Raw genomic sequence first — 22,104 nt, forward strand, 5'->3', positions numbered from 1 at the left:
CTCTGCATGAAGGATGGAGACACGATGCGGCAGACCTGGTTTGATGATTTTCGCGGCGGGGCCTTGGCCACGCTTCCCCTGACGGTGGCCGTTGCGCCCATCGGCATGATATTCGGCGTTGGCGCGGCCGCGAAGGGCCTTTCCGTGGCTGAAGCCGTGCTCATGAGCGGGCTGGTTTTTGCCGGCGGCTCGCAATTCGTGGCGCTCGACCTGTGGCGTTCTCCCGCGCCTTGGTTCGCGCTGGGGCTGGCGGCGCTGCTCGTCAATATCCGCCATGTCCTTCTGTCCATGTCGCTGGGCGGCAAGTTGCAGGCCTTCCCCGTCTGGCTGCGCTATGTCTCCATGCTACTGCTGGCCGACGAGGTCTGGGCCATGGCGGAGAAGCGCGCGATGGCCGCCACGCTGACGCCCGCATGGTATGCCGGCATCGCCATTCCCTTCTATATCGTCTGGCTCCTTGCAACGCTTGCAGGCGCGCTGGCCGGAACTGCCATCGGCGATCCGCGCGCGCTCGGCCTCGACTTCGCCTTCACCGCCGTTTTCATCGTGTTGGTGGTCGGCTTCTGGAAGGGCCGCGAAACCGGGGTGATCCTTGCCTCGAGCGGGTTCGCGGCGATTGCGGTTCACGCGCTCGTTCCCGGTGCCTGGTACATTGCCGCCGGCGCGACGGCCGGGATTATCGCTGCCGCGATCCAGGAATTCCTCTGGTCGGAGGAGCTGCCGGCATGAGCATCGAGGCATCCGCCTTTGCAGCCATCCTCGCCATGGCCTGCGCCACCATTCTCACGCGGCTTTCGGGACTTTACCTGATGAACCGGCTGCGGCTCGGTCCGCGCGGGCGCAAGGTGTTGGGCGCGGTCCCGCCGGCCGTGCTGATGGCGCTGGTCGCGCCCGTCGCACTGGCGACCGGGATCGCCGAAACGGCCGCCGCCGCCGTCACGGCATTTGCAGCCCTGCGCTTGCCACTGCTGGCCGCGACGGCACTCGGCGTTCTGACTGCAGCGCTTTTCAGGGCGCTGGGCTGGAGTTAGTGCCCTCGCTCGGCCGCGTGATGACTTGTTCTGTCACCCAGTGGGCTGCTGCGCCGATGATGCCACCCAGGATGACCTCGGTGCCTCTGGCATAGCCCGACATCAGCAGCGATGTTGCGGAATCGTGCGAGAAGAAGACGATCGGCGCGGTCCACATCGCCACCCTGAGGTCCGGCCAGCGGCGCACGAGCGCGGCGCAGATGGCGACACTCGCCCCCATCTGAAGTGCGATGTCCCAGCCGAATGAGTTTGTCAGCGTTCCCGCCGCGACGGCGACCGCAATGCCGACGATCGTGCCGGCAAAGCGCCAGAGCATGGCGTTACGCGTCTGGAACAGCTTCTCCTGCGACACGACGATCGCTGATACTGCGGCCCAGACCGGATGCACCAGCCCGAAGACAGAGACGGCCAGCACATAGGCAAGCGTGGCGGCCCCGGCGCATCGCACCACATAGGCAATGTCACGCACGGTTAGCCTTGGCAGCATGCTCAACGCCCCAGATTGGTGCGGGCGAGTTCGATGACCTCGTCGCCGCGCCCGTTGATGATGGCTTTGAGCATATAGAGACTGAAACCCTTGGCCTGCTCAAGCTTGATCTTCGGCGGCATCACCAGTTCCTGTTTCGCGGTGACGACATCGATCAGCGCCGGGCCGGGATGCGCAAAGGCCAGACGCAGCGCGTCGGGCAGTGCCGCCGAATCCTCCACCCGAATGCCCTTGACACCGATCGCTTCCGCCATGGCGGCGAAATTGGGGTTCTGCAGATCGGTCCCCGTGTCGAGATAACCGCCGGCCTTCATCTCCATGGCGACGAAGCCGAGGGAACCATTGTTCGACACCACGACTTTCACCGGCAGGCCAAGCTGAACGAGTGACAGGAAATCGCCCATCATCATGGTGAAGCCGCCATCGCCCGAAAGAGAAACGACCTGCCGGTCCGGTGCCGCGGCCTGTGCGCCCAGCGCCTGCAGCATGGCATTGGCCATCGAGCCGTGATTGAACGAGCCGATCAGCCGGCGTTTGCCGTTCATTTTCAGATAACGCGCCGCCCAGACAGTGGGTGTGCCGACATCGGCGGTGAAGATCGCATCCGGCGTGGCCAGCTCGCTCACCATGCGCGTCAGATATTGTGGATGGATCGGCTGCCCGGTCTTGGCCGGCTGTGCCAGATCGTCGAGATCCCTGCGCGCCTTGGCATAATGATCCTTCGCCGCGTCAAGGAAGCTGCTGCTGCGATCGGCTTTCAGGCGCGGTAAAAGCGCGTCGATGGTTTCCTTCACATCGCCGACAAGGCCGAGCGACAGACGCGCGCGCTTGCCGAGTGCGGCCGGGTCGCGATCGATCTGCACGATCCTGGCATCGTCCGGATAGAAATTGCGATAGGGGAAGTCCGTTCCCAGCATGACCAGCGTGTCACAGTTGAGCATGGCATGATAGCCGGATGAAAAGCCGATCAGACCGGTCATGCCGACATCGTAGGGATTGTCCCATTCGATATGTTCCTTGCCGCGCAGCGCATGCACGACTGGCGCCTGAAGCCGCTCGGCCAGCGCGACCACCGCGTCATGTGCGCCCGCCGTACCGCTGCCGGCGAGGATAGTGACCTTTTGAGAACCGTTCAGCAACTCAGCCAGCCGCTCCAGTTCGGCCTCCGCCGGAAGGAGACGCGGCTGGGCAAGCGTCGCCCATTCGGCGCTCGCCCCCTCGGGCGCGGCCTGAAGCGCCACATCGCCCGGCAGGACGATAACCGCCACCCCGCGCTGTCCGATAGCGGCGCGCATGGCGCGCTGCAGGACGGCGGGCATCTGCGCCGGATTGGTCACGAGCTCGACGAAATGGCTGCATTCGCGAAACAGTTCCTGCGGGTGCGTTTCCTGAAAATAGCCGAGCCCGATTTCGGAGGAGGGGATATGCGCGGCAATCGCCAGCACGGGAACATGATTGCGATGGCAATCGAAAAGACCGTTGATCAGATGCAGATTGCCCGGCCCGCAGCTCCCGGCGCAAACGGCGAGCTCGCCCGTCACGGCGGCTTCAGCCCCGGCGGCAAAAGCGGCGGTCTCCTCATGGCGCACATGCATCCAGTCGATGCGACCGATGCGGCGCAGACTGTCGTTCAGCCCGTTGAGGCTGTCTCCAGTCACGCCCCAGATACGCTTCACACCGGCATTCGCCAGTGTCTCGGCCAGAAGATCGGCAATGGTCATGCTCATGATGGCTGCTCCTTGGGGGTGAGTTCACACGTCAACGCGCGAGCACGCGATACGTGCCGTTTCGCATGAAGAGGAAAGACGATGACGCGGGATGGGTCTGCTGTGGCTCTGCGGTCTGTCGACATCAACACGACCGGTCAGCGGGCTGGGCAGGCGGGGTGACGAAGGGAGACGGGTTGCCGTAGGGCGTTTCGGAAAGAGGATCGGGGTCTCAAATGTTCCTGACGGATCGGGCATGGAGGGCTCCAGCTTTGCCGACTGCGCTTTATCCGCCGACCGGCGCTCGGCTAGGCTGACGGGTTATCCTCCGCAACTGCGATATGGGCTTGTTACAAGACAATTTCAAGACAGTCGATTTGTCAGGATTTTAGAATATATATCATATTTTCAAAGACTTGAGCCGTTCTATGCGGGAACCGGGTTGCAGCCATGCGAAAACGGGAACAGTGTGAGCTTTCGCGGAAGGACGCGCCGGAGATACGCCGTCCGGCGAACGCCGCGTCAGAGAGCAAACCATGATCGCGCATGCCCGAGAAAACCGCATCAACCCCTTCGGCATGCGTGAGGCGGTTCCCGCGCGCGGCCATTTGATGGGCAATCGCGGCGATCTGCACGATCGCTACGGCGCGATCGCCCGTGACTGGAAGGTCAAGCGCTGGATCGCCTGCCGGCTCACCCATCCGCGCGGAATTCTGGCGCCCTTCGACACGCCGGGCCGCTACACGCCGCTCTTCTTCGCCGACGAGCCGACGGCGCTCGCCGCCGGCCATCGCCCCTGCGCCGAATGCCGCCGCGAGGATTACGAGGCCTATCGTCAGGGCTGGGCGCTTACCTTCGGAGCGAAGCCCTCGGCCGATGAGATGGATACGGCGCTGCATGCGGCGCGCCTGTCCGCGACGGGGAAAAAGATTACGTTTGAGGCACATCCGGATGCTCTGCCGGATGGTGTCGTCGTAACGTTGCCGGACGCTCCCAAAACACCGCTTCTGCTGTGGCGGGGCCGTCTCTATCCATGGGCGCATGAGGGCTATGGCGCGCCTGCGCCGCCGCCTGCCGGAACCGCCTGCCACGTGCTGACGCCGAAGCCCTCGGTCGCGGTTCTCGCGGCGCTGGCCTCGGCCCATGACTTGCCCTGGCCGGGTTTCGTCATGCCGCATCTTTAAACAACGCATGAGAGACACGGGCTTTCGTCAAACCGTCACAGGAGCGGCCTAGGACCGGCGGCGACACGCGCGGACGAAGGAGATTCCGCCGCGCAATTGGGATATCCCTGCGAAAAGGACCTCATGATGGAGAAGACTGCGGCAACTGTGATCGAAGGCGCAACGCTGGTGCTCGGCGACCGGCTCGAAAAGGCGAGCCTGCGCTTCGAAGGCGGCGTCATCACGGCCATTGACGGCGCCCGTGATGGAGCGACGGTCGTCGATGGCAGCGGTCATCTGCTTGGTCCCGCCTTCGTCGACATCCACGGCGACGCTTTCGAGCGCCAGTTGATGCCGCGCCCCGGCACGATGTTTCCGGTCGACGCGGCGCTTCTCGAGACTGACCGGCAGCTGGCCGCGAATGGTATCGCCACGACCTATCATGCCCTCACGCTCAGCTGGGAGCCAGGCCTGCGTTCTGTCGAGATGGGACGGGCGGTTTTCGAGACGCTGACGAGGCTCCGGCCGCGCCTTGCCGTCGAAAACCGCCTGCAACTGCGCTGGGAAAGCTTCTGCTTCGAGGCCGTGGATTTCATTCGCGATGCGCTGCAGGGCGAGTTTACGCCCTCCATCGCCTTCAACGATCATACCTCGATGGCGCTGCTGGATAATTCGGTTTCCATGCAGGAGCGCCCCTTCGAGTTCTCCCCCGATTTTCCGGTGGTCGATCTGGCGGACCCGGCGTTCCGCGGACGCATGGGGGAGCGGGCCAAACGGGCGAAGATGTCGCTTGACGAGATGATTGCGCTCATTGCCTCCATGTGGGAGCGCCGCCCGCAGGTGCCTGCCGTCATCGACACTGTGGCAAGCCTCGGCCGTGCGGCAGGCGCGCCTATGCTCTCACATGACGACAGCCAGATCGAAACACGTGACTATTTCCGCGGGCAGGGCGCCCGCATCAGCGAATTCCCGATGAACCGGCGTGTCGCGCTTGCCGCCCGCGAAGCCGGCGACAGGATCGTCTTCGGCGCACCGAATGCCGCGCGCGGCGGCAGCCATCTCGGCAGTTCGCCGGGCGTGGCGCAGATGGTGCGAGAAGGCCTCTGCGATATCCTGGCGTCCGACTACTACTACCCCGCCATGCTGATCGGTCTGGCGCGGCTGGTCGCCGATGGTGTGGGGCCGGTCGAAACGCTCTGGCCGCTCGTCTCGGGTAATCCCGCGCAGGCACTCGATCTCAGGGATCGCGGCGAAATCGCTGTCGGCAAGCGCGCCGATCTTGTGCTGGTTGAGTGGCCTGAACAGTCAACGCCCGTCGTGCGTCGCACCTGGGCCGCCGGCCGCACCGCCTATAACGCGACGCCGGCCGGTTGATTGCCGGTCGCGAAAAAGGCAAGGCGTTGAACGGCCTTGCCTGAATTTTGCGTCGCCTCAATGCTCTTCGTATTGCAGGAAGCTCGGATCGGCGAGATCGGTAAAGCGGGTATATTCCGACTGGAAGGCGAGCTTGACGGTGCCGGTCGGCCCGTGACGCTGCTTGGCGATGATGACGTCGGCCGTGCCCTTGACCTTGTCCATCAGCGCTTCCCATTCCGGATATTTGGGGTCCGCCATGTCGCGCGGCTCCTGGTTCTTCACGTAATATTCTTCGCGGAACACGAAGAGCACCACGTCGGCGTCCTGCTCGATCGAGCCCGATTCGCGAAGGTCGGAGAGCTGCGGACGTTTGTCGTCGCGGCTTTCCACCTGACGGGAGAGCTGGGAGAGCGCGATGATCGGAACATTGAGTTCCTTGCCGAGCGCCTTGAGGCCGGTAGTGATTTCGGTGATTTCCTGCACACGGTTCTCGCCCGACTTCTTGGCGCCCGTCATGAGCTGAATGTAGTCGACCACCAGAACATCGAGCCCGCGCTGGCGCTTCAGGCGCCGGGCGCGTGCAGCCAACTGCGCAATCGAGATACCACCGGTCTGGTCGATGAAGAGCGGAACCTTCTGCATCATCTGGGAGCAGGCGACCAGCTTTTCGAAATCGGCTTCCGTGATGTCACCGCGGCGGATCTTCGAGGACGAGACTTCGGTCTGCTCGGAGATGATACGGGTGGCGAGCTGTTCGGCCGACATTTCGAGCGAATAGAAGCCGACGACGCCGCCATTCTTGGCCTTGAACGACCCGTCGGGCAGAACTTCCGGCTCGTAGGCGGCAGCAATGTTATAGGCGATGTTGGTGGCAAGCGAGGTCTTGCCCATGCCCGGACGCCCTGCAAGCACGATCAAGTCCGAGCGCTGCAAGCCGCCCATCTTGCTGTCCAGCGACATGATGCCAGTCGAGATGCCGGACAGATGGCCGTCGCGCTCGAAGGCCGCCCCCGCCATGTCGATGGCGAGTGCCACTGCGTCGTTGAACGACTGGAAGCCGCCGTCATAGCGGCCGGTTTCAGCCAGCTCGAACAGGCGGCGTTCGGTGTCCTCGATCTGCTTTTGAGGCGGCATGTCGAGTGGCGCGTCATAGGCCACGTTGACGATTTCCTCGCCGATGCCGATCAGCGAACGGCGCAGCGCCAGATCGTAGATCGCCCGGCCATAGTCCTCGGCATTGATGATCGACACGGCCTCGACGGCGAGGCGCGCCACATATTGCGAGACCGTCATGTCGCCGACGCGATCGTCAGCGGAAAGGAAGGTCTTGATGGTGACGGGGTTGGCCGTCTTGCCCATGCGGATGATGTCGCCCGCCACTTCGAAGATGCGGCGGTGCAGGGCTTCATAGAAATGCGCGGGCTTCAGAAAGTCCGAAACGCGATAGAAGGCATCGTTGTTGACGAGAATGGCGCCCAGCAGCGCCTGCTCGGCCTCCACGTTGTTCGGGGCCTCTCGGTACTGCGGCTCGCCCGGTTTGACCATTTCCAGCTTGCGCGCGGCTTCGTTCATCGTCGGCATCCAATATCTGTCATGCGGAATCTTTATCTCTTACGCCGAGTTTCCGGCAGAGTCGCGATTATAGTTGTTTCCCACAGCTCCCGCGAACTGGGGTGGAAAAAACCAGAATTCGCATTGACTGTGTCGGCAGGGGCGCGTGTGGGCCATCGCTTATGCCGGATTGTTGTGAAAAATGAAGCCTGCAAGGATATATTTCAGCTTTCAGGAATAATTCGCGGCCCCATCCACGACGGAGTATTAACAAGTTTCCTCCAGTCTGGACCTCACGTCGTCATGACGAGGAACCAATGTGCGTCCAAGGGGTTTGCCGGTGCCGTTGAGAGAGACGGATGAGGTCTTCAAGATTCTGGTGTCGCAGCTTGCTTACACCCTTATGCCGACAACGGTGATGGGTCTGACCATCGCCGGGATCGGGCTGTTTGCCTATGACAGTCTCGGCGGCGCCGGCTTTCTTCTCGCCGTGGCGCTTGGCAGCGTCGCCTCCATCGCGAAGATCCTTCTGATGGCGGCCCATCGGCGCTTCAATACAATCGGGCGTGCGACGGTAGAGCAGGCGGCCCGATGGGAGCTGGCCCATGGGCTGATGACTTTCGTTGTCGCAGCCTCCGTGGGATGGCTCGCCTCGGCGATATTTCTCCATCGCGACACCTCCGTGCAAATGCTCGGGACCGGCCTGCTCTTCGGATATTGCGCGGGCGTGTCGAGCCGCATTGCGATTCGGCCCTATCTTGCCGCCGCCGCCATCATGATTGCGTCCGCTCCGGCAATTGTCTGCACGGCGCTCGGAGGCGATGTGGCACACTGGCTGCTCACGATCTTGTTTCTGATGTTCCTGGGCGCTGCCATGCAGAGCATCTGGCACGCCTACCATCTTTCGATCCGGCAGATTTCCATGCGGCTGGAGATGGAGCGTCAGGCGCGCCATGACCCTTTGACGGGGCTTCGCAACCGTGTCGCACTGGCGGAGGCCTTCCTGGCTCTCCCGCGCAGGGAGGAGATGCTGACCTGTCTCCAATGCTTCGATCTCGACGGTTTCAAGACGGTCAACGATCGCTTTGGCCATGTCGCCGGAGATGAGCTGCTGGCTGCGATCGGCGGGCGGCTGCAAGAATTGCAAAGTCCGGAGGTCATCGCCGTTCGCATGGGCGGGGACGAGTTCGTGGTGCTGCAGCTTTCTATCAAGAGCCCGGAGGAAGCGGAAACGCTTGCCGCTCGCATCCTGAACACGCTGCGAATGCCCTACCTGATATCCGGCAAGCCGATCACGGTCGGCGTCAGCCTCGGCTACACGATCGAGAGGTCCACCAAGGCCGATCTCAGTACGATGATACGGCTTGCCGATGCCGCCTCCTATCGTGTGAAGCGTCAGGGCGGAGGCGTCGACAGGGAGTTGCCTGCGACGCTGGATCTGAAAGCGGTTTCTTCGGCTGCATAGACTGGCGACGCCCACGGCTGCGCGTTTCGCAGACTAGAGCGTTTCACCATCTGATGGAAACGCTGAAACACTCTATCTCTTTGTTTTCACGCATTTCCGGACGGAAAACCGCTACGCACTTTTCCTGGAAACGCTCTAGGGAACAGCCAGCTCGACACGCCGCTCGCGGCCGAACACATAGACCGCCATGGCGACGCCGAGAACCTGCAGCGCTGCGCCCAGACCCTCGGGAACTGTCGGCAGGCGCCCCTCATAGATCAGACCGAAGGCCACGCCGAAGACGGTTTCGGCGATGATCAGCTGCGAGGTGAGCGACAGCGGCAGATGCTTGGCGGCATAGACCCAGCACCAGGTGGCGAGCCACGAGGCGGCAAGCCCCATCGAGATCGACCACGTTGCAAAGTTGACGATCTCGCCGGTCGTCGCGGTGGCAAAAAGGCCGTAGGAGACCGTCGGCAGGAGCAGGAGACTGGAGAGCGCCGAGCCGACGCCCTGCATGCCCGTCCAGTGCAGTGCGTCCGGCGCATCCGCGCGGCGCATGATCGTCGCATTGCCGATGCCGTAGCTGATCCAGACGACAAGCGCGGCCGTGGCCCAGAGTGCGCCGCGGATGAGGGAGGAGGAGCCCGCGACATCGAGATGCGAGAGCGTCGAGACATTGGCGACGATGAGGCCGACGACGATGAGACCGAGCGGCAGGGCGAGCGCGCGCCAGGGCAGGGCGTTTTCACGGACATTGGCGATGACGGGCAGAAGAACCGGCATGAGACCCGTGATCAGCGGCGGGATGACCGCGCCTGCATCGTTGACTGCGAAAGAGACGAGCAGGAAATAGCCGGCATAGCCGACGCTGCCGAGAACGATTCCGGCCATCCACAGCCGGAGCGGAGCGCCCCGCGGCCGGAAACGGGGATTGAGCATCAGGAGAATGCAGGTCAGGCCGAAAACACCATAGCGCGCGGCTGCTAAATCGAAGGCCGAAAAGGGCATCACGGCCCGAGGCGCAACGAAGGTGAGACCCCAAAGGGCACAGGTTGTCAGGCCCGCGAGAATGCCGAGATACATGATGGCAACACCGGAAGATGGAGGGCGGCGCAAAGGCCAGACTGGAAGACGATCTATAAGGTCGTTCTGCCTTGATTGCTATTCCATTTGCGGCGCGGGCAGAAATTCCATGCAGGCACCTTTTCCTCCCGAGGCAGGTTCATATAAAGAGGGCGGATTGCAAGAGCGGAACGGGATAGAGCTATGACGCCGAGGGTCAGACGTGTGGTCTATGTCGCGTCTTACGAATTCATCGCCATTCTGATGGTTGGCGTCAGCCTGGCTGTTCTGCTCGGCGAGCCGCTCCTGGATACGGGCAGCTTTGCCGTTCTCACCTCGTTGATCGCGGTCGGCTGGAATTATGTCTACACAGTCGGTTTCGAATGGTGGGAAGCGCGCCAGACGGTCAAGGGCCGCTCCACGCGCCGCCGCGTCGCCCACGCGGCCGGCTTCGAAATCGGGCTCATGGTGCTTCTTGCTCCCTTCATGAGCTGGTGGCTCTCCATTCCGCTGGCTGAGGCGCTTGTCTACGAGATCTCCTTCGCGCTCTTTTTTGTCTGCTACACCTATCTCTTCAATCTCGCCTTCGACAAGATTTTCGGACTGCCGCAGTCGGCGCAGTAAGACCTCGTCTCTCCGCCACATTTCGATCCGCGCTGGTGTCGCATCCGCGATCCAATCCGGGCCCCGCGCAGCCATCTGCCGCGCCCCGGCTTGATCGCGATCAACTCCCTCTCGTCTATATCTGCGACTATCGACAGTGTCTGCGGTGACACTCCCGTTGCGCGTCGTCGGCCTGGTGGCGACTGGCCTGACGTGTTCGGGCCGCTCGGTGCAGACGAATGAAGAACAACGCCTTCAAAGTCTTGAGGCGGTTCCCGGCGCTCGCCCGGGTGCGCCGCCACGAGTGAACAAGGAACGACTCCCATGGCCTATGCCACAACAAATCCCTACACGGGCGAACTGCTCAAGACCTTCCCCAATGCCACCGACGCCGAAGTCGTCGCGGCGATTGATCAGGCGCATGCGGCCTTCCTGAAATGGCGGCTTCTGCCCGTCGCCGAGCGCGCGAAGATCATGCATGCCGCCGCAAATATCCTTCGTCGGGACATCGACGAATACGCCCGTTTCCTGACGCTCGAGATGGGCAAGCTTCTCTCGGAAGCCAGGGCTGAAGTCACGCTTTCCGCCGACATCTTCGACTATTACTATCGCCATGCGGAGCGCCTGCTGGAGCTGGAGAAACTGCCCGTTGCCAGCCCCGATGAGGGCGAGGCCATGCTGGTCTGCGAACCGCTCGGTGTGTTGCTTGCGATCGAACCGTGGAACTTTCCCTATTACCAGATCGCCCGTATCATCGCGCCGCAGCTTTGCGCAGGCAACACGATGCTGCTGAAGCATGCGTCGAACGTCCCGCAATCGGCCGCCATGTTCGAACGGTTGATGGCGGAAGCAGGTTTGCCGCAGGGTGGCTTCAGGAACCTCTATGCAACCCGCTCGCAGGTCGAGCTGATCATCAACGATCCGCGGGTCCATGGCGTGGCACTCACCGGCTCCGAAGGCGCGGGCGCAACGGTGGCCTCCGCTGCTGGCAACGCGTTGAAGAAATCTACCATGGAACTCGGCGGCGCCGATGCCTTCGTCGTCCTCAACGATGCGGATCTGGAAAAGACGGTGAAATGGGCCGTCTTCGGTCGCCACTGGAATGGCGGTCAGGTCTGCGTTTCTTCGAAGCGCATGATCATCGAGGAGGGGATCTATGACCGCTTCCTTGATCGCTACAAGCAGGGCGTTGCAGCCCTGCGGGCCGGTGATCCCTTCGATCCCTCGACGACGCTTGCCCCGCTCTCCTCGCAAGGGGCCGCCGATGAGGTGAAGGACAAGATCCGCCAGGCGGTCGAATTCGGCGCAACCGCCACCGAGGTTGGCCCGCCGGTGCCGAACCAGGGCGCCTTTGTGCAACCGACGATCCTGACCGATATCGGCAAGGACAATCCGGCGCGCTACTGGGAGTTCTTCGGGCCGGTCTCCATGCTCTTCCGCGCTCGCAACGAAGACGAGGCCATCGAGATCGCCAACGACTCGCCCTTCGGTCTCGGCGGTTCGGTCTTCACCAGCGACGTGAAGCGCGGTGCGGCGGTCGCCAGCCGCATTTCCACCGGCATGGTCTTCGTCAACCATCCGACCATGGTGAAGGCTGATTTGCCCTTCGGCGGCATTCGCCGGTCCGGCTATGGCCGCGAACTGATCGGCCTCGGCATCAAGGAATTCGTCAATCACAAGCTGGTCTGCGTCGTCGATATCGACGCGCCGTTCTGAAGCGAATACCTTCTTGAAACTAAAGGAGGCCGCGAGGCCTCCTTTCAAATTGAATGCGTCGCCGAAGTTTACTCCGCCGCCAGCTTCATGTCCGAGTGCTCCGATGCGATCAGGGCCCGTTCGGTGTCCATCATATAGTCTCGGATCATCGGCAGCGCGTCACGCTGCTTGACCAGCTGGAACTGGAAGACATTGAGGTCGAGGAAGCGGAATGCGGCCTCTGAGGAGGCGAGATAGAATTCCCACATGCGGCAGAATTCCTCGTCATAGAGCCTTGCCGCCTCGTTCCAGTGGCTCAGAAAACGCGCGCGCCAGTGCTTCAGCGTTTCGGCATAGTGATAGCGCAGGATTTCGACATCGGCCAGCATCAGGCCCGAACGCTCGATGGCCGGCAGAACTTCCGACATCGAGGGAATATAGCCACCGGGGAAGATATATTTCTCGATGAACGGGTTCGTCGGCGACGGCGGTGAGGCCTGACCGATCGTGTGCATCAGCATGACGCCGTCGTCGGCAAGCAGCATCGCCGCCTTCTCGAAATATTCGTTGAAGTTCTTCTTGCCCACATGCTCGAACATGCCGACTGAGACGATGCGGTCGAATTTCTGATCGAGATGGCGATAGTCTTTCAGCAGAAACTCGGCTCGGCCCGAGAGCCCGTTGGCGACGGCCCGCTTGTTGGCAATGGCCAGCTGCTCGTCCGAGAGCGTCACGCCGGTCACCTTTGCACCGAAGGTGCTGGCGAGATAAAGCCCCATCCCGCCCCAGCCGCAGCCGATATCCAGCGTGGTCAGATCAGGGCGGTTGAAATTGAGCTTGGCGGCGATGTGACGCTTCTTCGCGAACTGAGCCTCCTCCAGCGTCGTGTCTGGCGTCGGGAAATAGGCGCAGGAATACTGCCGGTCGTCGTCCAGGAAGAGATCGTAGAGCGCGCCGGAGAGGTCGTAATGATGCTGCACATTGCGCCGCGCCCGCATGAAATTGTTGCCGCGGCTGACGAGATGCCCGAAATTGCGCATGGAAAGCGCAAGCTTCGCAAACGAGTTCTTCGTCTCGACGCTGCCTGGCATGTTGGAGAGCGTCACCTTCAGAAAGTCGTAGATCGTGCCCTCGAGCATTTTCAGCGAGCCCTGCATGTAGCACTCGCCGAGCCTCAGCGCCGGGTCGAGCAGCAGGAGGTTTTCTGTGGCGGCATCGGTCAGGTGCGCGTGGACCGGCGCGCCGGTTCCGTCGCCATAACGATAAGTCTTCCCGTCCGACGCCGTGATGGAAAGATTGCCCTTGAGAATGGATCGGGAAAGAAATCTGTCGAGAAATCGGTACATGCTTGCCTCTCCGCGCGGTAGCGGGTCGGCGAAGGCGAATGGCTGTTTCGCCGCAATCCCGCTCAGAAAACCATACACCCTAGCTCAGCGGTCGTTGAAAGAGACCGCCATACCGGCTCGCGTAGGTCCATCCTTTTGCAACGGGCTCGGCCGTTGTAGCGCCTGAGGGGAGTTGTCTGCCGGGCGGCAGACGCCTGACCGAAGAGCGGGGGAAGCTCTCACCAGCGCGGATCAGAAAACGCAATCCAAATAGTCACCGGTATTAATAGTAAGGATTACAAACTTTCCGACGCGAATCAATGGATTTCTGAACAAGTGATGAAATTCGCGCCTGCCTCCTTCCGCTGCCTTCAAGGCATGCGGTCGGGCGGCTTCCAAACGCAGAAAGGCCCGGGTGGTTCCACCCGGGCCTCGCAAAAACTGACTGTGAAAACGATTATGCGTTTTCGTCTTCGTCTTCGTATTCAGCTTCCGGGTTGAAGAAGTCTTCCGGACGCAGCGCGTCTTCGTCAACGCCGTAGATGGCTTCAGCCGAGGTGAGGTCTTCACCCTTGGCCTGACGCTCGGCTTCTTCAGCCGAACGGGCAACGTTCAGCTCGATGGATGCGGTGACTTCCGCATGCAGGTGCAGTTCGACCTTGTGCAGGCCGATGGCCTTGATCGGGTTGTTGAGTTCAACCTGGTTGCGGGCGATCGTGAAGCCTTCGTTGCCGAGGATTTCAACGATGTCGCGAGCTGCGACCGAGCCGTACATCTGGCCGGTTTCGCCAGCCGAACGGACGACGATGAAGGACTTGCCATCGATCTGCTCGGCAACCTTCTGGGCTTCCGACTTGCGCTCGAGGTTACGAGCTTCGAGCGTTGCACGCTCGGCTTCGAAACGGGCCTTGTTGGCAGCGTTGGCGCGCAGCGCCTTGCCGAGCGGCAGCAGGTAGTTACGGGCATAGCCGTCGCGAACCTTGACGGTCTCGCCCATCTGGCCGAGCTTGGTGATGCGTTCAAGAAGAATGACGTCCATCGTCTTATTCCTTTCAGGTGTTCGAATTGTCTGTTGGTTGGTTCTGTTTCGTCGTGCCGGCCACGGGCGTCAGTGCAATGGCACGGCGGGTATCGAGCAGGCCGACAATCAGGAAGACGATGCCGGTCAGCGAAATGGTAAGATAGGCGAGGATCAGCGCCGGCATCCGCCAGGACTTGCCGCGGCTCTTCAAATGGAAGGCGGCAAGGCCGGCCAGCAGGAAGCCACCGCCAAAGGCGCCCGAAATCGAGGAGCCGACGATGGTCAGCACATTGTTATGCGTAATCATCCCGGCAATCAGCAGCGTCAGGCCGACGCCGAGAACGTAGATGCTGTCGCGGTTCATGCGCAGCGCGGACGGCATGTCCTCGCGCGGACGCAGAGCCTGCGTCGTGGTGCGCACGATGATCGCCGAGAAATAATAGGCCGCGAAGATCGTGATGACCGACATCACGGCCTGGTTCAGCGGCAGCAGGTAGTAATAGAAGGCAGTCACCTGCGCGAGGACGGCCGCATCCATGTTAAAGGTCGGGTCCTGCGCGCTCAGCGCCTTCATCGCAGCGCTGATGATGTCGCTGGCGGTGCCGCGGCTATAGCCTGTCGCCAGCAGCGTGAGGGCCACCGCGACCGCGACCAGCGCGCAAAGCCGCATCATCATGTCGGCCAGCGGATACCAGGCCATCACATTGGCCGGACCGCCGAGTTCTTCGGCAGGACGTGCGAAATTCGCCAGTCGCGACATGAAGGCGGCCGGAAACTGGGGGAGAGCGAGAATGGACAGTGCGAAGATCGGGGAAACGGTGATAGCCAGGACCAGGAAGCTTGCAACCAGAGCCGAACCGGCGGCCACGATGCCAAATCCAAGTCCTGCGATAAAGACCGGCATGCCGGCGAGAATGAGAAAGACGATGGAGGCGGACAGATGCGAAGTCGCCGCCAGCACCAGAAGCGCTGACGTCAATCCGGCGAGTGCGCCGATCGCGATCGATTTAAAGTCCGGGTTCATCTTCATCTCGCTGTCCTGCCGTTGGGTTTCCGTTGGCAGTTAGGGACGTGGCTCTCGCCATTCAATCCCAACATGGGTTTTGCCTGGTTCCGATCCGCGCCCATCGCGGAAGGGGTCGGTGGAGGCTCGCTTGAAGCCTCCACCTTTATTCAACCGTTTGGCTTAGGCCAGAACGTAGGGCAGCAGGCCGAGGAAGCGGGCGCGCTTGATGGCCTTGGCCAGCTCGCGCTGCTTCTTCTGCGAAACAGCCGTGATGCGGGACGGAACGATCTTGCCGCGCTCGGAAATGTAGCGCTGCAGGAGACGAACGTCCTTGTAATCGATCTTCGGAGCGTTGGCGCCGGAGAAGGGGCACGTCTTGCGACGGCGGTGGAACGGGCGACGTGCCGGGGAAGATGCATCAGCCATGGTCATATCTCCTTATGCACGGTCTTCGCGCGGACGGCGCGGACGGTCGTCGCGGTCACCGCGATCGCGGTTGAAGCCGCCTTCGCGCGGGCCACGGTCCGGACGGTCGCCATCGCGACGCGGACGGTCGTCACGGTCGCGCTTCTGCATCATGGCGGATGCGCCTTCTTCGTGTGCTTCGACCGAAACGGTCATGTAACGAAGAACGTCTTCCGAAATGCGCATCTGGCGTTCCATTTCCTGGATCGCTGCTGCCGGAGCCGTGATGTCCATCAGGACGTAGTGAGCCTTGCGGTTCTTCTTGATGCGGTAGGTGAGGGACTTGAGGCCCCAGTTCTCGACCCGGCCGACCTTGCCACCGTTTGCTTCGATCACGCCCTTGTAGTTTTCTACAAGGCCTTCGACCTGCTGCGGGGTCACGTCCTGGCGGGCAAGGAATACATGTTCGTAAAGTGCCATTGTATTTTGCCTTTCTTGCGTTTCGATCAGAACCCGGGCATGGCGCCAAGCCTCAACGACTGTTCGTGAACCCTGTTGAAAGGGTGGCAAGAAAAGCGTTTTGTCTCATACGGTCGAGAGCGGAGACACGGGAGGCCGGAAAGCTTTTGCTTCCATGTCGGACCTTTGCAGGTCCGGACCCTCCGTTCAGCCACCAGCCATAAGACCGGGTTAAACGATCAGGGGCGCTTATACGGATTTTGGCGCGGATTGCAAGGGCTGCGGCCATCGGAGGCGTGTGCTGCCAATTTTTACTGGAAATTGCACTTGAGCAAGGAAAATGGAACCGCTTCAGCCTAACTGCGCTTGCGAAATCTGTTCGGACTTGCAGAATTCGATATGTTCTGGAACGCTGGGTGTTCGTGTATTTAAATATATTATGATTGATTAATGTATTTTTCACGCTGTATCCGTAAGGCTCTTGGGCGTGAGTATCTTCGGGGGTGCCGGGTTGGTCGCAAGGGGTTGAGCTGGGGGTGGGATTGAAATTGGTGCCTGACAAATACGTCCGGGACTGGCGAAACTGGCTTGCCCCGGCGGCAATCGCCGGAACGCTGATCGTAGCGCTCTTGCTGGCGTTTCTGCTGGTCATTGTGCTGGAAGCCATGGGCGACAAGGCCAACGAGATTGATGATTCCCGTGCGGCAAGTGCGGCGCATACGGCGGTCTTGTCTCTGCGCCGCCGCCTTTCCGGCACGCTCGAAGACAATGCGGTCTGGCAAGAAGCTTTCGAAGCGATGAAGGCTGAAACCCGCAAGGAGTGGATCCGGACCAATTGGGGATCAATTTCGGCCGATTATCAGCTCTATGACGGTCTGGCTGTCACCGATTCCGAAGGCCGCTTGATTGACGCCTATCTTAAGGGCGTAGAATTCGACGCCGTCTCGGCCCTGGGGCCGGACTTTGTCAAGCAGGCGATTGCCGCCGCGACGCCCGACAAGCCGCCGATCATCAACGTTTTTCGCCTGAACGGCAGCATTGCCATGGTTGGTTCGCGTGCCCTCCAGCCCCATCGCAACATGCCGCCGGGAGGGCGTTTTGACGTCCTGACAATGTTCAGGCTCGCCACACCCTCGATGATCGACAGTGTCGCTTCGGACTATTTTCTGCCCAATCTTCATCTGACGGCGGTCAAGCCGGCCTCAGAGTTAAGCGTACCGCTGATCGGCAGCAATGGTCAGCCAGTGGCCTATCTGGCATGGCCCGGACGAAATCTCGGTACGCGACTTTACGACGAGGTACGCCCGGCGCTGACCGGCGCGCTCATTGTTTTCGGCATCCTTCTGGCAACGGCTGTCTTCGCCGGTTATGCGGAGCTTCTGGCACTCAGGCGCCTTGCATCCGCGGCCGACCGGGAGGCGACGCATGATCCCTTGAGTGGCTTGCTCAACCGCAACGGCATGATCCGTGCCTTGCAGGCCCATCTCGGCAGCGCTGTCGGACGTGGCGGTGTGACCCTTCACCTGATCGACCTCGACGGGTTCAAGGCCGTGAACGACACCTGGGGGCATCTGGTCGGCGACGAGTTGATCGGCGAGGTCGCGGCGCGTCTGGTGGCCTGCCATCCCGAGCTGCAATTTGCCGCGCGCTTCGGCGGAGATGAGTTCGCTCTCGCCAGCCGGCCGTGCTGCGATCCGTCCGAAGTGGCGGATGCCGCCCTGCAGGCGCTCAAAGAGCCGTTCGTGGTTGCCGGACATACCAGCGAAATCGGCGCCAGCATCGGTTACGCCTCGCATGCACCCAACGTGGATGCCTTCGAACTGATCCGGCGCGCCGACATGGCGCTTTACGGCGCGAAGGAAGCCGGCCGCGGCCAGAGTTTGGCCTATACCTCCGACATGGATCGCGACCGCGAGGCTTTGGCCGAGCTTGAGGAGCAGATGCGCCTGATGCTCGATTCGGACGGGCTCGCGGTTGCCTTCCAGCCTGTCGTCTCGGCTGCGAACGGCGCGGTCGTCGGTGTGGAGGCTCTGGCGCGGTGGACGGCGCCGGAGGGCCCCATCTCCCCGGATGTCTTCATTCCTCTGGCGGAAAAATCCGGTCTCATCTTCAAACTCGGCCAGATCGTTCTCGAGCGGTCTATAGGTTTTGCAAAAGCGCAACCGGGCATCGACATTGCGGTCAATGTCTCCCCGACGCAGCTTTGCGCCCCCGATTTCGCCGAGGCTCTTGCCGCGACGCTGGAACGGGAGTCGTTCGACCCCCGCCGTCTCATCCTCGAGGTGACCGAGGGCGTACTCTTCGACAGCCCGACACAGGCGCGCCGCGCGATCGATGCGCTACGGGCCATCGGCATACGCTTTGCACTGGATGATTTCGGCACGGGCTATGCCAGCATCGGCACACTCAGCCATTTCACCTTCGATCGTCTCAAGCTCGATCGTTCGCTGGTGCAGGCGCTGGAAAGCGAAAAGGGCAGAGCGGTGCTGAGCGCCACGGTGTCGCTGGCCGATGCACTTGACATTCCGGTGATTGTCGAAGGGGTGGAGACGGCAGAGCAGGCGGGGTATCTCCGCCAGGTCGGTTGCCAGTTCATGCAGGGCTACTATTTCGGCCGGCCTGTACCCGCTGAAGCCTTTGACAGCCTGCCCCGGCAAATGGCCCGGGCAGGCTGAGTTCAATCACTGAAGGACCGGCTTACTCTGCCGGAATGGTGGCAGAGGCGTCGCGTCGCTTGCCGAAGCTCAGCTTGCGAGAAATCCACTCGACCTGCGTGAAGATGACCGGCGTGATGAACAGCGTCAGCACCTGCGAGATCACGAGGCCGCCGACCACGGCCACGCCGAGCGGCTGGCGAAGCTCGGAACCGGGGCCGGTGCCGAGTGCGACGGGGACTGCGGCCAGAAGCGCGCAGAAGGTCGTCATCATGATCGGACGGAAACGGCGCACGGCGGCGATATGCATCGCTTCGCCGGGATCCATGTTGTCGTCCCGCATCAAGGTCAGCGCCACGTCGATCATCATGATCGCATTCTTCTTCACGATGCCGATCAGCATGAGGAGACCGATCAGCGCCACGATGGAGAAATCCAGCCCCCAGAGTTTCAGCGCCAGCAGCGCCCCGAGAGCGGCCGACGGCAGACCTGAGAGAATGGTCAGCGGATGCGCGAAACTCTCGTAGAGAACGCCGAGCACCACATAGATCGTCAGGATGGCGGTGGCGATGAGCAGACCTGTATTGCCCGTCGATTGCGCAAAGATCTGTGCCGTACCGGCAAGCTCCGTCGTGACCGTCTCCGGCATGCCGATCTCGTGACGCAGTTCGTTCAGCCGGTCGGTGGAGACGCCAAGCGAGACACCCTGCGGCAGGTTGAACGACAGCGTGACCGCGGTCAGCTGCCCCGTCTGGTTCACGGTCACGGGACCGGCCGTACGGGTAATCGTGGCAATGCTGGAGAGCGGAACCTGATTGCCGGAGGATGTCGGGATCAGCAGCGAGCCGAGATCCGTTTCATCCCATTGGCGGTTCTGGTCCAACTCCAGAATGGCGTTATAGCTGTTGCCCGTCGTCTGGATCTGCGTCACGTCCAGCGTACCGAAGGCCGCTTCCAGCGTATTGCGGATCGCCGCGGAGGTAATGCCGAGTGCGTTGGCGCGGTCATTATCGACCTTGATGTCGGCCTGCAGAGCATTGTTCTGCAGGTCGGTCGCCACGTCGATATAATGGGCGCTGTCGGCAGCCATCGCGGCCTGCAGCTTGGTGGACCACTGGCGCGTGTCGTCGGCATTCAGCGACTTGAGCACGACCTGATACTGGCTCTGTGTGCTGCGGCCGCCAAAGCGCAGGCTCTGCACCGGCACAATGAAGGTCTTCAGACCGGCGACTTCGTTCAGGGCGCGCCGCATCTGTGCCAGCGTCACGTCCAGCGGCGGCCGCTGGTCGCGTTCCTTCAGCTGAACGAACATCGAGCCCGAGTTGAAGGTCGAGCCGCCGGGACCGGAGCCGAGCGAAGATGTGACATGCAGAACAGCCGGGTTCTCCGACATCACAGCCGCCGCCTGCGCCTGAAGCTTCGACATCGCATCATAGGAAATATCCTGCCGGGCCTGCGTCGACACGGTCAGAAGTCCGTTGTCTTCGCTGGGGAAGAAGCTGCGCGGCAGGGTGGCGAAGAGCCAGGCCGAACCTGCAAAGGACAGGAGGAAGACGACAGTGATGATGCCCTTGTGGTCAAGGCACCAGCCGACCGCGCGGCCATAGCCGTCATTGACGCGGTCAAACAGCGTTTTCTTGTCGCCATGGTGATGACCGCTGTCCGGCAGGCGCGCCGTCAGCATGGGCGTGACGGTCAGCGACACGACCGCAGAGGCCATGATGGACAGAGACACCACGATGCCGAATTCGTTGAGAACGCGCCCGACAACGCCGCCCATCAGGAGGATCGGCAGGAACACGGCGACCAGCGAAAGCGACATCGAAATGATCGTCGCCGTGACTTCGCTACTGCCCTTGATCGCGGCCTCGAAGGGGCTCATGCCCTCTTCGACATAGCGCACGATATTTTCCAGCATGACGATCGCGTCGTCCACCACGAGACCGACGGCGAGCGTCAGGCCGAGCAGCGAGATATTGTCGATCGAAAGGTTCATCCAGTACATGAAGCCGAAGGTCGCGACGATCGACAGCGGAACCGCGAGCGCCGGGATCATGGTGGCCCAGAAGCTGCGCAGGAACAGGAAGATCACGAGAACGACGAGGCCGATGGTGATAGCCAGTGTCTTCTGCACGTCCCACACCGCCTCGCGGATCGAGTTGGAGGCGTCGTTGACGACCTTCAGATGCATGCCTGCCGGCAGGTTGGCCTCAAGCTGCGGGATCTGAGCATTCACTCGATCCACGACGTCGACGGTATTGGCATCCGGCTGGCGATAGACGGCGACGGCGATGGTCGGCTGACCGTCGAGCCAGCTTCCCTGCTGCTGGTTTTCGATACTGTCCTTGACATCGGCGACATCGCCCAGACGCACCGCGCGTCCACCCGGCGTCGCGATAATCAGCGTGCGGAATTCATCTGCATTGGTCCGCTGCGTATCGGCATTGACCGCCAGCGCCTGAGACTTGTTCTGCAGCGTGCCGAGCGGGGTCTGGTCGTTGGCGGCTCTCAGCGCATTTGCAACCTGATTGAGGCTCAGGCCGCGGGCGGCGAGCTTGTTCGGATTGGCCTCGACGCGAACGGCATAGGTCTTGGAGCCGAAGACCTGCGCCTGTGCTACGCCTTCCACCGTTGACAGCGCCGGCGAGAGCACGTTCTGCGCGATATCGTCCATCTGTGTGACAGGCGCGGTGTTGCTGGTCAGCGCCAGGAAGATGATCGGGCTATCCGCCGGGTTGACCTTGCGGTAGCTCGGCGTGCTGGTGAGGTTGGAGGGCAGGGCGCGCTGCGAGCGGGCAATGGCGGCCTGAACGTCTGCCGCTGCCGCGTCGATATTGCGCGTCAGGTCGAACTGCAGCGTGATGCGTGTATTGCCGAGCGACGAGCTGGCGGTGATCGAATCGATGCCGGCGATCGTCTGGAACTGCTTGATCAGCGGCGTGGCGACAGCCGCCGCCATTGTATCGGGCGAGGCGCCGGCAAGCTGTGCAGAGACGCTGATGGTCGGGAAGTCCGCCTGCGGCAGGGCTGCCACGGGCAACTGGCGGAAGGCGCCGATGCCCGCCATCAGGACGCCGACGATCAGAAGGATCGTCGCAACAGGGCGGCGAATGAAGACTTCGGAAATATTCAC

18 protein-coding genes are annotated in these 22,104 nt (G+C 61.9%); 8 read left to right on the forward strand and 10 right to left on the reverse strand.

Annotated features, from left to right (window positions below; translation table 11 throughout):
• Positions 1 to 24: 24 nt before the first annotated feature.
• Positions 25 to 729 (forward strand): AzlC family ABC transporter permease, encoded by a 705-nt coding sequence (locus tag LQK83_RS07205; protein WP_230836685.1) that lies wholly within the window; start codon positions 25 to 27, stop codon positions 727 to 729.
• Positions 726 to 1,031: an AzlD family protein gene (locus LQK83_RS07210; protein ID WP_230836686.1), complete on the forward strand. Its 306-nt coding sequence runs from the start codon at positions 726 to 728 to the stop codon at positions 1,029 to 1,031. Before LQK83_RS07205 ends, LQK83_RS07210 begins: the two co-directional genes overlap by 4 nt.
• On the opposite strand, the gene LQK83_RS07215 is transcribed toward LQK83_RS07210, so the two are convergent.
• Positions 1,009 to 1,518, reverse strand: coding sequence for an FUSC family protein (locus LQK83_RS07215; RefSeq protein WP_230836687.1), 510 nt, complete (start codon positions 1,516 to 1,518; stop codon positions 1,009 to 1,011). The two genes, LQK83_RS07210 and LQK83_RS07215, sit on opposite strands and share 23 nt — an antisense overlap.
• Before the next feature lie 2 nt (positions 1,519 to 1,520).
• Positions 1,521 to 3,245 carry a ubiquinone-dependent pyruvate dehydrogenase gene (gene poxB / locus LQK83_RS07220; protein WP_230836688.1) on the reverse strand — a complete coding sequence of 575 codons (1,725 nt, stop codon included), beginning with the start codon at positions 3,243 to 3,245 and terminating at the stop codon, positions 1,521 to 1,523.
• A 515-nt stretch (positions 3,246 to 3,760) separates the two neighbouring features.
• Between poxB and LQK83_RS07225 the strand changes: the two genes are divergently transcribed.
• The gene (locus tag LQK83_RS07225) at positions 3,761 to 4,408 is read left to right on the forward strand and encodes a hypothetical protein (RefSeq protein WP_230836689.1); all 648 of its coding nucleotides are present in this window, start codon (positions 3,761 to 3,763) and stop codon (positions 4,406 to 4,408) included.
• A gap of 123 nt (positions 4,409 to 4,531) precedes the next feature.
• Complete coding sequence (locus tag LQK83_RS07230) at positions 4,532 to 5,761, forward strand: alpha-D-ribose 1-methylphosphonate 5-triphosphate diphosphatase (protein WP_230836690.1); 1,230 nt, start codon at positions 4,532 to 4,534, stop codon at positions 5,759 to 5,761.
• A gap of 57 nt (positions 5,762 to 5,818) precedes the next feature.
• On the opposite strand, the gene LQK83_RS07235 is transcribed toward LQK83_RS07230, so the two are convergent.
• Entirely contained in the window at positions 5,819 to 7,315 is a 1,497-nt protein-coding gene (locus tag LQK83_RS07235) for a replicative DNA helicase (protein WP_230836691.1), read from the reverse strand.
• A gap of 319 nt (positions 7,316 to 7,634) precedes the next feature.
• Here LQK83_RS07235 and LQK83_RS07240 point away from each other — a divergent pair, with 319 nt between their 5' ends.
• The gene (locus LQK83_RS07240; RefSeq protein WP_230836692.1) at positions 7,635 to 8,759 is read left to right on the forward strand and encodes a GGDEF domain-containing protein; all 1,125 of its coding nucleotides are present in this window, start codon (positions 7,635 to 7,637) and stop codon (positions 8,757 to 8,759) included.
• Positions 8,760 to 8,894: 135 nt separating this feature from the next.
• On the opposite strand, the gene LQK83_RS07245 is transcribed toward LQK83_RS07240, so the two are convergent.
• A complete protein-coding gene (locus tag LQK83_RS07245) occupies positions 8,895 to 9,824 on the reverse strand; it encodes a DMT family transporter (RefSeq protein ID WP_230836693.1) in 930 nt (309 codons plus the stop codon).
• A 183-nt stretch (positions 9,825 to 10,007) separates the two neighbouring features.
• Between LQK83_RS07245 and LQK83_RS07250 the strand changes: the two genes are divergently transcribed.
• Both LQK83_RS07250 and LQK83_RS07255 read left to right on the forward strand, forming a co-directional pair.
• Positions 10,008 to 10,427, forward strand: a complete 420-nt coding sequence (locus tag LQK83_RS07250; RefSeq protein ID WP_230836694.1) for a PACE efflux transporter — start codon at positions 10,008 to 10,010, stop codon at positions 10,425 to 10,427.
• A gap of 303 nt (positions 10,428 to 10,730) precedes the next feature.
• Positions 10,731 to 12,122, forward strand: a complete 1,392-nt coding sequence (locus LQK83_RS07255) for an NAD-dependent succinate-semialdehyde dehydrogenase (protein WP_230836695.1) — start codon at positions 10,731 to 10,733, stop codon at positions 12,120 to 12,122.
• Between the two features lie 68 nt (positions 12,123 to 12,190).
• On the opposite strand, the gene LQK83_RS07260 is transcribed toward LQK83_RS07255, so the two are convergent.
• From LQK83_RS07260 to rpsF, 5 genes are all read right to left on the reverse strand, one after another.
• Entirely contained in the window at positions 12,191 to 13,447 is a 1,257-nt protein-coding gene (locus LQK83_RS07260; RefSeq protein ID WP_230836696.1) for an SAM-dependent methyltransferase, read from the reverse strand.
• Between the two features lie 436 nt (positions 13,448 to 13,883).
• Positions 13,884 to 14,465 (reverse strand): 50S ribosomal protein L9, encoded by a 582-nt coding sequence (gene rplI / locus LQK83_RS07265; protein WP_230836697.1) that lies wholly within the window; start codon positions 14,463 to 14,465, stop codon positions 13,884 to 13,886.
• A gap of 13 nt (positions 14,466 to 14,478) precedes the next feature.
• Positions 14,479 to 15,477, reverse strand: a complete 999-nt coding sequence (locus LQK83_RS07270; RefSeq protein WP_230836698.1) for a DUF2232 domain-containing protein — start codon at positions 15,475 to 15,477, stop codon at positions 14,479 to 14,481.
• 156 nt (positions 15,478 to 15,633) lie between these two features.
• On the reverse strand, positions 15,634 to 15,879 hold the full coding sequence (gene rpsR / locus LQK83_RS07275; protein WP_109858096.1) for a 30S ribosomal protein S18: 246 nt from the start codon (positions 15,877 to 15,879) through the stop codon (positions 15,634 to 15,636).
• A gap of 12 nt (positions 15,880 to 15,891) precedes the next feature.
• Positions 15,892 to 16,338, reverse strand: coding sequence for a 30S ribosomal protein S6 (gene rpsF / locus LQK83_RS07280; protein ID WP_109858095.1), 447 nt, complete (start codon positions 16,336 to 16,338; stop codon positions 15,892 to 15,894).
• A 530-nt stretch (positions 16,339 to 16,868) separates the two neighbouring features.
• On the opposite strand from rpsF, the gene LQK83_RS07285 reads away from it, so the two are divergent.
• Positions 16,869 to 18,992: a putative bifunctional diguanylate cyclase/phosphodiesterase gene (locus LQK83_RS07285; protein WP_230836699.1), complete on the forward strand. Its 2,124-nt coding sequence runs from the start codon at positions 16,869 to 16,871 to the stop codon at positions 18,990 to 18,992.
• 22 nt (positions 18,993 to 19,014) lie between these two features.
• Here LQK83_RS07285 and LQK83_RS07290 read toward each other — a convergent pair whose 3' ends face one another.
• Entirely contained in the window at positions 19,015 to 22,104 is a 3,090-nt protein-coding gene (locus LQK83_RS07290) for an efflux RND transporter permease subunit (protein WP_230836700.1), read from the reverse strand.

The organism is Rhizobium sp. C1, from assembly GCF_021026335.1.
Classification (GTDB): domain Bacteria; phylum Pseudomonadota; class Alphaproteobacteria; order Rhizobiales; family Rhizobiaceae; genus Ensifer_A.

Coding starts and splice junctions, on each gene's coding strand:
- LQK83_RS07205 (WP_230836685.1), top strand. CDS start 25: ATGCGGCAGACCTGGTTTGATGATTTTCGCGGCGGGGCCTTGGCCACG.
- LQK83_RS07210 (WP_230836686.1), top strand. CDS start 726: ATGAGCATCGAGGCATCCGCCTTTGCAGCCATCCTCGCCATGGCCTGC.
- LQK83_RS07215 (WP_230836687.1), bottom strand. CDS start 1,518: ATGCTGCCAAGGCTAACCGTGCGTGACATTGCCTATGTGGTGCGATGC.
- poxB (WP_230836688.1), bottom strand. CDS start 3,245: ATGAGCATGACCATTGCCGATCTTCTGGCCGAGACACTGGCGAATGCC.
- LQK83_RS07225 (WP_230836689.1), top strand. CDS start 3,761: ATGATCGCGCATGCCCGAGAAAACCGCATCAACCCCTTCGGCATGCGT.
- LQK83_RS07230 (WP_230836690.1), top strand. CDS start 4,532: ATGATGGAGAAGACTGCGGCAACTGTGATCGAAGGCGCAACGCTGGTG.
- LQK83_RS07235 (WP_230836691.1), bottom strand. CDS start 7,315: ATGAACGAAGCCGCGCGCAAGCTGGAAATGGTCAAACCGGGCGAGCCG.
- LQK83_RS07245 (WP_230836693.1), bottom strand. CDS start 9,824: ATGTATCTCGGCATTCTCGCGGGCCTGACAACCTGTGCCCTTTGGGGT.
- LQK83_RS07250 (WP_230836694.1), top strand. CDS start 10,008: ATGACGCCGAGGGTCAGACGTGTGGTCTATGTCGCGTCTTACGAATTC.
- LQK83_RS07255 (WP_230836695.1), top strand. CDS start 10,731: ATGGCCTATGCCACAACAAATCCCTACACGGGCGAACTGCTCAAGACC.
- LQK83_RS07260 (WP_230836696.1), bottom strand. CDS start 13,447: ATGTACCGATTTCTCGACAGATTTCTTTCCCGATCCATTCTCAAGGGC.
- rplI (WP_230836697.1), bottom strand. CDS start 14,465: ATGGACGTCATTCTTCTTGAACGCATCACCAAGCTCGGCCAGATGGGC.
- LQK83_RS07270 (WP_230836698.1), bottom strand. CDS start 15,477: ATGAAGATGAACCCGGACTTTAAATCGATCGCGATCGGCGCACTCGCC.
- rpsR (WP_109858096.1), bottom strand. CDS start 15,879: ATGGCTGATGCATCTTCCCCGGCACGTCGCCCGTTCCACCGCCGTCGC.
- rpsF (WP_109858095.1), bottom strand. CDS start 16,338: ATGGCACTTTACGAACATGTATTCCTTGCCCGCCAGGACGTGACCCCG.